The organism is Clostridium thermopalmarium DSM 5974, from assembly GCF_002995795.1.
Classification (GTDB): Bacteria; Bacillota; Clostridia; order Clostridiales; family Clostridiaceae; genus Clostridium_H; species Clostridium_H thermopalmarium.
This window is the reverse complement of the sequence record NZ_PVXN01000045.1, coordinates 15,675-27,122: the sequence shown is the minus strand read 5'-3', so window position 1 is coordinate 27,122 and position 11,448 is coordinate 15,675. Positions and strand designations below refer to the sequence as shown.

At 31.4% G+C, this 11,448-nt stretch carries 9 protein-coding genes and 1 other annotated feature; of the genes, 5 read left to right on the top strand and 4 right to left on the bottom strand.

What is annotated here, in order from left to right; translation table 11 throughout:
• Positions 1 to 310 precede the first annotated feature (310 nt).
• Positions 311 to 581, top strand: a binding site (T-box leader).
• Positions 582 to 729: 148 nt separating this feature from the next.
• Together CPAL_RS08620 and larAH10 are read left to right on the top strand one after the other, a co-directional pair.
• Entirely contained in the window at positions 730 to 2,136 is a 1,407-nt protein-coding gene (locus CPAL_RS08620; RefSeq protein WP_106024432.1) for a sodium:solute symporter family protein, read from the top strand.
• Positions 2,130 to 3,404 (top strand): NPN-dependent 2-hydroxyacid racemase, LarAH10 family, encoded by a 1,275-nt coding sequence (gene larAH10, locus CPAL_RS08615; RefSeq protein ID WP_106024431.1) that lies wholly within the window; start codon positions 2,130 to 2,132, stop codon positions 3,402 to 3,404. The genes CPAL_RS08620 and larAH10 overlap by 7 nt, the downstream gene beginning before the upstream one ends.
• A 226-nt stretch (positions 3,405 to 3,630) precedes the next feature.
• On the opposite strand, the gene CPAL_RS08610 is transcribed toward larAH10, so the two are convergent.
• From CPAL_RS08610 to CPAL_RS08595, 4 genes are all read right to left on the bottom strand, one after another.
• The gene (locus CPAL_RS08610; RefSeq protein WP_061859016.1) at positions 3,631 to 4,938 is read right to left on the bottom strand and encodes a DUF4179 domain-containing protein; all 1,308 of its coding nucleotides are present in this window, start codon (positions 4,936 to 4,938) and stop codon (positions 3,631 to 3,633) included.
• Positions 4,935 to 5,459: an RNA polymerase sigma factor gene (locus CPAL_RS08605; protein WP_061859083.1), complete on the bottom strand. Its 525-nt coding sequence runs from the start codon at positions 5,457 to 5,459 to the stop codon at positions 4,935 to 4,937. The genes CPAL_RS08610 and CPAL_RS08605 overlap by 4 nt, the downstream gene beginning before the upstream one ends.
• Before the next feature lie 162 nt (positions 5,460 to 5,621).
• Positions 5,622 to 6,599, bottom strand: coding sequence for a diaminopimelate dehydrogenase (locus CPAL_RS08600; protein ID WP_061859017.1), 978 nt, complete (start codon positions 6,597 to 6,599; stop codon positions 5,622 to 5,624).
• A gap of 273 nt (positions 6,600 to 6,872) precedes the next feature.
• On the bottom strand, positions 6,873 to 7,598 hold the full coding sequence (locus CPAL_RS08595; protein ID WP_061859018.1) for a hypothetical protein: 726 nt from the start codon (positions 7,596 to 7,598) through the stop codon (positions 6,873 to 6,875).
• Positions 7,599 to 7,843: 245 nt separating this feature from the next.
• On the opposite strand from CPAL_RS08595, the gene CPAL_RS08590 reads away from it, so the two are divergent.
• The 3 genes from CPAL_RS08590 (at position 7,844) to CPAL_RS08580 (ending at position 11,355) form a co-directional block, all read left to right on the top strand.
• A complete protein-coding gene (locus CPAL_RS08590) occupies positions 7,844 to 8,290 on the top strand; it encodes a MarR family winged helix-turn-helix transcriptional regulator (RefSeq protein WP_061859019.1) in 447 nt (148 codons plus the stop codon).
• Position 8,291: 1 nt separating this feature from the next.
• On the top strand, positions 8,292 to 9,713 hold the full coding sequence (locus CPAL_RS08585; protein WP_106024430.1) for an MATE family efflux transporter: 1,422 nt from the start codon (positions 8,292 to 8,294) through the stop codon (positions 9,711 to 9,713).
• A 199-nt stretch (positions 9,714 to 9,912) separates the two neighbouring features.
• Complete coding sequence (locus CPAL_RS08580; protein WP_061859084.1) at positions 9,913 to 11,355, top strand: hypothetical protein; 1,443 nt, start codon at positions 9,913 to 9,915, stop codon at positions 11,353 to 11,355.
• Positions 11,356 to 11,448 lie beyond the last annotated feature (93 nt).

The following is an 11,448-nucleotide window of genomic DNA, read 5'->3' as shown; positions in this document are numbered from 1 at the left end:
TATAATCAGTATCATGAACCATAGTGAAAATCTCCTGTATGTTTATACTCAACACCTATATCATACATGATTTTCACTATGGTTTTAATATTTTTTTATCTGTTGCATTTAATTTTACAATGAACCACTTAATTTTAAAATTAAATTTCTAATCTCTTATTGTAGCAAAAACAATTAAAATAATTAAAAAATCATCAATTAAAAAACCATCGATTTAATGATTAACTTATTTTTTAATAATTAAGAAAAATCACAAAAAACTATATTGACAATAATATCAAAAAAAGTTATTATAGTTAAAAAACTTAAAATAAAAGCTATGACAAAGAACAAGTAAGAAAAACAGAAGTTCTTAACAGAAAGTAACCGGTTGATGAGAGGTGCAAAGAACGGTTTTTCTGAATTCATCTTATGAGCTGCCCTTTGAACAGATTTTTTAATCTAATTAGAAGGCGCCGGGGGCTTCCGTTAAAAATGTAAAGTATTTATATAATATTAATTTATATAGATACTTATTGAGGTTAACAGTGCAAACTGTTAATAAACTTAGGTGGTAACACGGTTATTAGATCGTCCTTTGATATTTCAAAGGACGTTTTTTTATATGTTTTCTTTTTAATCCTAAACAATAAATTGAAAAGGAGGTAATTATTATGTGAGAACGTAAATTGTATGGCAGCAAAAAAAATTAGAGGGCAATTTAATATTAAATAATTGGGGGGCTTTAAAATGACTATTATATTATTAATTATAATTCTTTATGTAATTGCACTTTTTGCAATTAGCTTTTATGCAAACAAGTTAGCTGGATCTGAAAATGAAGGATTTGTACTGGCAGGAAGAAAACTTACTACTCCTCTTGTGGCTGTTACAATAACAGGACTTGCTATTGGAGGAGCTTCTACTATCGGTGTATCAGAACAAGCTTTTGATGTGGGACTATCAGCAGGCTGGTATAACGTAGCTTGGGGGGCTGGAGCTATTTGTATGGGGCTATTAGCAGCTAAAAAATATAGAAAGTTAAATATAACTACAGTACCAGAATTTTTCGAGAGATTCTATGATAAAAAAAGCAGAATTGCATGTGTTATTGGACAAATTATTATTCAAATAGCCATAACCTCACTTCAATATATTGCAGGAGGTGCAATGCTTACCTCTATGCTTCCAAGTATTTTCAGCTTAAAAACGGGAATACTTTTCAGTTCGTTCGTTTTTATTGGAATCACCTGTGTTGGAGGAATGATGACAGCTGGATTAACTAATATTCTCAATGTAATTTTAATATATACTGGAATAATTATTTCAGCTATTACTATCATAATAAAAGGCGGTGGAATGGAAAGCATTATTGCAAACCTTCCTAAAAGCATTCCTTATATGCATCCTATCAAAGGTCTTGGTGGAATTGTTATATTCAGCTGGTTTGCAGTAATGATTACACAGTGTTTATCTTGCCAAGGCGTGGTACAAATAGCACTTTCAGCCAAGGATGAAAAAACTGCTAGAAACGGATTTGTTATAGGCGGGCTTATGATGTTACCTATTGGATTTATAGCTGCTCTTATTGGTATAGCTGCAAAGGCTATCTATCCTGACATAAATGCTACAGTTGCTCTTCCTAAAATTATTATGTCCTTATCTCCAATCTTAGCAGGAATAACTCTAGCAGCTTTGTGGGCCGCAGATGTATCAACGGCATGTAGCTTGCTTTTAGGCTCTGCGACTCTACTTTCTCAGGACATATATAAAAGATTTATTAACCCATCAGCAGATTCTAAAAAACTTGGAAGAATAAATAAAATTTCTACAGCTGTGTTAGGATTATTTACTGTTTTACTAGCTATGAATGCATCAGGGATTCTAAAAACTATAAGCATAGCCTTAAGTCTTACCACTGCTTTTAGTATAACACTGTTATTTACTATTTTTACTCCAGGATTCTGCAGAAAAAACTCTGCCTTTTATACCACCATTGCAGGTGCAGCAGCACTTGTTTTATGGCAGTTTATTCCACAAATAAGATTTTTACCTCATGTAATTTATCTTGAATGGCTAGTTTGCGGAATTACTTTCCCTTTAGTTTCATTATTTGATAGAGAAAAAATAATTGAAAAGGAGTTAGAAGTATGCTAAATAATTATTCTTTTAAATATGGAAGCGAAATTATTAATTTGCAACTTGACGACAAAAATGTCCTTACAACACTTCATTCAAAAGAACTTGAGCCTATAAAGGATATAGAGAAAGAGCTAAATGCTCTTCTTGATAATCCTATTGGCACAAAACCTTTTGATCAGATTTTTAAAAAAGATGATGAAGTATTAATAGTAGTAAGTGATGTAACGAGATTGTGGATCAAAACTGCAGCTTTTCTCCCTATAATAGTAAATAGATTAAATAAACTAGGAATAGATGATAAAAATATTACAATTATAATAGCTACCGGGACTCATAGAGGGCAAACTGATGAAGAACGCAAGCTAATAGTAGGTGAAGAAATCTATAAGAGAATAACCGTGTTAGACCACGATTGTGACGGAGAAATGATATATTGTGGTACAACTTCAAGAGGAACAGAGGTAGAAGTAAATAAAATTGTTGAAGGAAAGAAAATAATACTAACTGGTGGAATCGTCCATCATGTAATGGCTGGCTTTGGTGGAGGCAGAAAGTCAATACTTCCTGGCATTTCTTCAAGAAAAACCATCAATCAAAATCACCTTCATTCTTTATCTCCGGATGAACCATGTTCTAATCCTCTTATTGGAGTTGGTGTTCTTGCGAATAACCCTCTTAATTTAGACATGATTGAAGCTGCATCACTTGTTAAACCAGACTTTCTTATAAACAGCATTGTTAATACCTCTGGAAATATCGTTCATTTTGTAGCAGGTCATTTTATTAAAGCCTGGGAAGAAGGATGCAAATGGACGGATGAAAACTTTGGAATACCAATTAAAGAAAAAGCAGATATTGTTATAGCAAGCTGCGGTGGTTATCCAAAGGATATAAATTTATATCAATCAACAAAATCCCTTTTTAATGCAGCCCTAGCCTTAAAACAAGGAGGCACTATGATTCTCTTAGCAGAATGTAGAGATGGTGCTGGAGCTAATTCTTTTTTCAGCTGGATAGAACCTCTCAAAAAAGGAGAACTGGACAGTGCCCTTAGAAAAGGATTTACTATACCAGGATATATATTCTACGCAGCAATAGAACGAGCAAGAAATGCAAATATAATATTAGTTACATCAATGAATGGAGAATTAATTAAACCAATGGGAATTAAAGCTGTAAAAACACTTGAAAAAGCTCTTAAATTAGCAGGAGTTGACCAAGGATTTAAGGATAAAAAAGTCATTCTTATGCCTTATGCAGGAAGCACAGTTCCTTTATATTAGTTAACTTTGTTCATTACTGTAGTTATCATCTAATGTATTCATAAAATGCATAATAATGATTTTATATTTGAGACACATAAGATATTAGATTAATCTAATATCTTATGTGTCTCAAACCATATTCTATCAATAGCCTTTTCAAACTCTTCAATAATGTATCAGCATCTTCAAGACCTATTGATAAACGAAGTAGTGCCATTGTTATTCTGCTTACAGTAAAAGAATCCTATATTTCTACATCTATGATTTGATTATAAACCTTATTATAGGCGATTCCATTAATTTCTAGAATAAGTTCTTCTCCACTTCTTTCAAAGCACAGAGTTCTGGTGTAACTAATTGTTCCATCTGATTTTTTATCAAGATTATTTGAAACAGTATACTTAAGCTCCGCCTTTTTTCCATCAATTATCATATATACCTTAGATAAAATTACATCCTCTTTTGTAGTAATAGTTACATAAGTTTTTCCTTCCTTTTCATATACATTATTAATATTTATTTCTTGCCCAAGAACTTCTAGTTTCTTATGATTGTTCTTGCTTAGTTCTAATCTTTCATTGACTTTATTATTAGTTTTAAGACTTACTAATTTAATTTGAAGACTCTTAAGATCCTTTGGCAAGGCATCAAAATTATTTTCAAAGGTAATTCCTTTCATTCCTGTACTTATGCCTGATCCCTGAGGCTCTACTTCTTTTCCATTAGCTATAAGTCTTATATCCATGTCTATTGGTCTAAATCTTTCTCCCGAGATTTCATCCTTTACCATATTAAATATATCTTGTACTTCTCCTTCTATATAAGTTGTTGTCGGTGAAGCTGTAATAGACTTAAATTTTATATTGCCTTGATCTATTTTTATGCTGCTGTTTAACTTTTTTCTTAAGCTGCTACCCATAGCTTTACTTCTATCTAAAGTAAATAAAATCTTTCCCTCTTCTCTTCTATTTCCTTCTACCAGCGCAAATTCCCATTCTAGACTTTTTTCAAAAAAGTAAGGTTTTTCAGCTTCCACTGTCCACTTCGTCTCTGTATTTTCTGAATTCTTTTTTCCTGTACCTCCCTTTATATCATAAGTTCCTACAATACCTTTTAAATATGAATTAACCTGTATATTAAGTTCCTGCTTATCTATTTTTCCTTTTGGATCTTTTATTGTATAGAACATCAGAAGCTGATTATCATCTAACATAATTCCATCTAAAGTTATCTTCACTCCATTTTTAAAAGTATAACTTTTATCTATAATCTGTCCCTTGCCAAGGTTATTAAGTCCTTTTAATGTATCCGTCATGACCTCATCAAACCCTATTATCTTTTTACCATAGAAAGCTAAAGTGTCGCTGTTATATCCTATCAACAGAATTACTATAATTAAAGAAGCAGCTTTTAACATAAATCTAAATTTTGATTTTCTTTTAGGCTGTGCTTTTTCTAAGGCACATCTTAGTCTCTCTTCTAACTCATCTGGCACTTCCAATTTTTCTATCTCTAACTTCTTGTTATTTAACATATCTTCAAATCTACTCAAAATTCTTCACCCCCTAAACTTTCCTTTAACCTTTTAAGTCCAATATATACTCGAGATTTTACTGTTCCAATAGGAATCTTCAATATACTAGCAATAGTACTATAATCTAAGTCTAAAAAATATCTAAGCTTTATTGCCTCTTGATATTTTCCCTTTAATTTTGATATATGTTCATCTATAATTATTTTCTGATCCTTCTCATCCGCTATTTCATCACATTTGCAACTATTTTTTTCTCTTTCTTTGATATCCTCTAACAAAATCACCCTGCTGCTTTTTCTTAAAGCTTTTTTACAGCAATTTACCAGAATAGTCTTACTCCATGTATAAAAAGCCTCTTCTTTTTTTAGCTTATATATGTTTTCATATAAAATTAGAATCATATCCCCCATAACATCTAGTGCATCTTCTTTATTTTTCATATATACATAAGCAAGCTTATAATAATCTTGCTTTCTATCCATTATAAGCTTAATTAAGGCTTCCTTATCTCCATGCTTTGCTCTTTTAACTAAATTCATACTATCCAACTTCTTATCCCCCCTTTCCTATTATAAGAGTATTTTATTATACAAAAAGTTCATTTTTTAATAAAAAAATTCATTAAAAAAAGAGCTAGCCATATGTTAATTAAATTTGATTGACTAGCTCTTTTTGATTTGCACCTATATATAATAATAACTTTATAATAATTCTTTTCTTAATTCTTCTCCTGACTTTGGTGATAGATAACTAAATGGAATGTCCAATACAGTACGTGCTCCTGTTTGACCTTCTTTAGATAATCTATGAACAGCTCTCGCATAAGCTACTAATACACTCCCTGTAAACTCTGGATTGCTATCAAGATTTAAGTTAAGCTCAATTCTTTGCTTAGTATTCTCTCCAGTAGTTCCTGTACGAATTACAAAACCTCCATGAGGCATACCTTTGTGACTTCTATTCAATTCTTCTTCAGTTATAAAGTTTACTGTAGTATTGTAATCAGCAAAATAGTTTGGCATATTTTTAATTTGATTTTTAATAACCTCCCGATCAGCATCTGCTTCCGGTACTACATAACAAATTCTCTCATGCTTTTCTTTACTCGAAAGCTCTGGATTTTCTCCTGAACGAACCATATCTATTGCCGCTTCAATAGGTACAGTGTACTGAATACCATCTTTAACTCCATCTATTCTTCTTATAGCATCTGAATGACCTTGACTTACTCCTCTTCCCCAAAAAGTATAATCTCTTCCAATTGGAAGTACTGACTGACCTAAAAGACGCATTAATGAAAATATCCCTGGATCCCAGCCCACTGACATAAGTCCAATGGTCCCTGCTTTTCTTGTTACATCATCTAATCTTTTAAAGTATTCTGGTATTTTAGCATGAGTATCAAAGCTGTCTACTGTATTAAACATTGATGCAATTTTAGGAGATTGTTCTGGTAAATCCGCAGCAGAACCTCCGCAAAGAATCATAACATCAATCTTACCTTTATAGTTTTCAATTTCTGAAATATGTACAATCTTTGAATCTGATTGTAAACTATTAGGATTTCTTCTTGTAAAAATAGCTTCTAATTGAAAATCTGGATTTTGACCTAAAGATAACTCCACACCCTTACCAAGATTTCCATAACCTATAATGCCTACTCTAATCTTTTTATCCATTTGTTTCCTTGACTTATAAAGTCAAGTTGCCCCCCTTCATATGCATTTATCATAATTTTTGATTTATTGTTTAAAATATTTATTAGTATTATAGTATAAATTTATAGTAGTAAGTTTATCACAATCACCCATATTTTTCTACATTATTAACCGATAAATTTCACAAATGCAAAAATAGTAGCTCAATATGACTGTTTTATTATTCATACTGAGCTACTATTTTTACATCCCTATCTTAATAATCTAAAATAAAACAATAAGCCATGCAAACTTCTATTCTTCTGTTCCAAAAATGGCCACATACTGATTATCTAAAATAAACTTATTATACTCCCATTTTAAAATATTTTGAACATAACCTAAAGCATCTGCATTATACCTACCAGCTATTCTTTGATATGCCAATAATTCATATACTCCATTTCCATCAAAATCTACAGGTTGCAGACTGCTTATAGGATTTACAAATCCCCTAATTGGATTCTTTAAATTGCCATTCTCATCATATATTTCATTTAAATAATCTTCTCCTTTAAGGGATATATCTATAATATACTTAGTATTGTTTTCTTCGCTAATAACTTGAACCTTATAGTTATTCATATAAGTAACTTCATATTTATACTGTTCATTATATGCATTAAAGTCAAAGAGCAATCTCGGATTATTATTGGTAAAAGAATAAATATAATGATACATCATTGCGCCACTGCCGCCTGAATCGATGCTTATTAAAATATCGTCTACACCATTACCAGTAAAATCTCCTAAAAATAGTCTAGGATTATACCCTGCATTTTCTTCAAGTGGTATTCTAGTGAATCTCCCTGTTCTTCCATCCTGAATCACAAGTGTAATATTTTGAACAAATGGACTAGTAGCCGTCTTTATTCCAGTTAGATATATATTATCAAGTATCCTATCTCCATTTACATCTCCTACAGCATAAGAGACAATCATTGGTCTCACTACATTTTCTCTAAAATAAAAATTATACATAACTACCCCTTTTAATAAATACTCTTCAATATATTATGAAATTATGGTAAAATGTGTTACTATATAAATTTATCTTGGTAATAATACAAGCGTTGATTTTATATAATCCATTATTTTTATCTCAAGAATATGGTAAATTAAAGTTGATTTATCAACCATATATATTTATAATAGTTAATAAAGATATAGTTGATTTATCAACTGTATCATAATTACTGATATCAATCATGGAGGTGATGAAATTTTTGAAAAGGAATTTAGGACGACTAATGTCTATTTTGCATAGACAATCTCAAATATACATCAATTATTCTTTAAAAAAATTCAATATAAGCTCTGCTGAATATTCTTTTCTCATGTACCTATATAGAAATAATGGTGCAACCCAAGACGAATTGTCCTCTTATTTGTATATAGATAAAGCCGCAACAGCTAGAGCTATAAAGTCTTTAGAAGAAAAAGGTTATGTAATAAAAAGTAAAGATAACTTGGATAAAAGATACAATAGAGTTTATCTTACGAATAAAGCAATAGCTTATAAGGATAAAATAAGAGAAGCAGTCTGGGGATGGAACAAGCTTTTAACAAAAGATATAGATCCACAAGATCTTGATTTAATTGTATCCTCTCTAGAAAAAATGGTTAGCACTGTAGAAAATACAGATATAAAAAAGGAACTGGAGGGATTATAGTATGGGATATGTAAATCCATTGGGAGAAGAAAAAGTATCCAAGCTATTGATAAAGTTTTCTATACCTGCCATTGTAGGTATGTTAGTCAATGCTTTATATAATGTTGTAGATAGAATATTCATCGGTAACAGCAGCGATTTAGGTGCTAATGGTTTAGCAGGAATCACTATAGGTTTTCCTATTACGATAATAATCTTGTCCTTAGGTCTTTTGTTTGGAGTAGGTGGAGCTACTCTGTTTTCTATGAAATTAGGTGAGAATAAACATGATGAAGCAGAAAATGTTCTTGGAAATTCTTTTGTACTTTTAATCATTTCCGGACTTTTTATTATGATTTTAGGTCAGATTTTTTTAAGATCTATATTAATTTTATTTGGTGCTAGCGAAACCATACTTCCCTATTCAATGGAATATATGAGGATTATTCTATTGGGAGCTATGTTTAACATTATAAGCATTGGCATAAATAACTTTATCAGAGCTGACGGCAATCCTAAAATAGCTATGTTGACTATGTTCTTAGGAGCTGGATTAAATACATTACTAGATCCTCTATTTATATATATTTTTAGAATGGGCATGAGTGGAGCAGCTCTTGCTACAATTTTATCGCAGATAAGTTCAGCTACTTGGGTTACGTTATATTTTTTAGGGAAAAAAAGCCGAAACAAACTTAAATTAAGATGCATGAAGTTAAAATCTAATATAGTTCCAAGAATTATTTCTCTAGGATTACCTAATTTTTTACTTCAACTTGCTAACAGTCTTTTGAACATAATACTTAATAATAGTTTACTTATTTATGGTGGAGATATTGCTATATCTGGGATGGGAATAATAAACAGCATACAAACTATTTTACTAATGCCTATCACTGGTATAATTCAAGGTTCTCAGCCAATTATTAGTTTTAATTTTGGAGCCAAAAAACTTCATAGAGTTAAAAGTACTGCAAAATTAGCTATAATGGGTGCTACTGTTATTGTAATTGTTGGATATACAGTTACCAGATTATTCCCTGAGCAAATGATTTCATTATTTAATCAAGATCCTGAATTAATTGAGTTTGGAAGATATGCACTAATTACCTGGTTCTTATGCCTTCCTATTATTGGATTCCAAATTACTGGAGCAAACTTCTTTCAGGCTATTGGTAGATCTAAATCTGCTATATTTTTGACTCTTACACGACAAATAATTCTTCTCATTCCAGCACTACTAATATTTCCAAGATTTTGGGGTATTAAAGGTTTATTATATGCAGCACCATTTGCAGACTTCTTTTCTTCCTTAGTAACAGGGATATGGTTTTATCGCTGTATAAAAACTCTAGTGCCTAAAGAGGATATAGAAGATGTTGATATAAGTTTAAGTGCTACTAGCACAGAAGCTATAACTAAAGATATAAATAAGATTGATTAAAAATTTATTATGCATAAAAATAGATGTAAACTCCTTATTGGCATGAAATAAAAGTAGCTATCACCAATCTTTCTGAGATTTCATATACTATATAACAACAAAAGATTACAAAATGATTGAAAACTATAAGGAGTGAACATTTGTGCATAATATGTATAGAAATATGCCACCTTCGAATTACTTTTGGAATAGCTGTAAAATGATTAAATTCCGAGATAAAGATAGATTTCAAAAAATAACACCTATAAATGGATTCGATGTAAATAATCCTGATAATGCAATGCAGAATAATTATGCATGGTCAATGACTGAGATGGGAGATTATCTTTATGTTGGTACAGGTCGAAGTGTGCCTATTACTATGTTGAATGCAATGTCTAAGGTATATGGACTCAATATCCCCATTCCATCTGACCTTCAACCTAAAAATGTTGATATGAGGGCTGAAATATGGCGTTGTAAGAAAGATGGTTCAAATAAATGGGAAAGAGTATTTAAGGCTCCTGAGGGAGTATTCGGTTTTCGTTTTATGACTACCTATACAACTCCTTATGGAGAGAAAGCCCTTTATGCCAGTGCCTACCAAGCACTAGGTGAATCTGCTAATCTTAGAATATTTAAGTCTACAAATGGTTTAAACTGGAAAGAAATAACTAGCAATCTACTTGGTAATTCATCAAGAGCCATGATTGTTCACAACAATAAACTTTATATGTCAGCTATAGATGAATCAGGAACCTACCGAGATCCGCTAATATATTCAAGTACTGACCCTGAAAGAAATGGTTGGGAGCTTGTAACGCCACCAGGTGGAGACCCATCAAAAAATCCAAGTGGAGGAGTTATGTGCTTGATAAGCTTTAATGGACATCTCTATGCTGCAACTTCAGGAAAAGAAGGCTTTGAACTTTGGAGAACTATAGAAAGCGAACCTGGAATGAATAGATGGAAACTTATAGTTGATAAAGGAGCTGGAGATGCAGCAAATAGAGCACCTTTAACTCTTTCAACTTTTAGGGACAAGCTATATGTAGCAACTATATCATTGACATTGGATAAGTCTGTTTCAAATTCTAAAACAGGATTATTTTCATTATTTAAACCTTTTGACTTAATAAGCATAGATAAATGTGATAGCTGGGAAATTGTTATGGGTGGTGAGCCTATTGACCCTACAACTCCTACAACAGGAAGGCGCAATAAACCTATAAGCAACCTTCCATCAGGAGCTGGAAATCCATTCAATCTTTACGCTTGGCAGCTCAGAGAATATGATGGATATTTTTATTTAGGAACCTTTGATTGGCTGGTAGTATTTTTATCCTTTATTAAAGACATTATACCATCTATAATAGCTAATCCTCAGATTCCTATCTTAGACTATATAATAGATCTTGCACCTGCTTTAATTAATTTAATACTACGTTTAATAAACTCTAATTACGACTACAGTAGACTTTATAACGGATTTGATCTTTACAGATCAAGAGATGGAATACACTGGGAGACATTAACATTAAACGGTCTTGGTAATAGTCATAATTATGGTATAAGAAATCTTTTCGTATCAGAAAACGGACATCTTTATATTGGAACCGCAAATCCATATGATGGTTGTGAAGTTTGGGTTAACACGAAATAAGAAAGAGATAGTCACTTGAAATTCTACTTTCAGTGACTATCTCTTTTATTTATAAGCAAGTTCTGAAACTGTGATCTTCTTTAAGTAAAATTA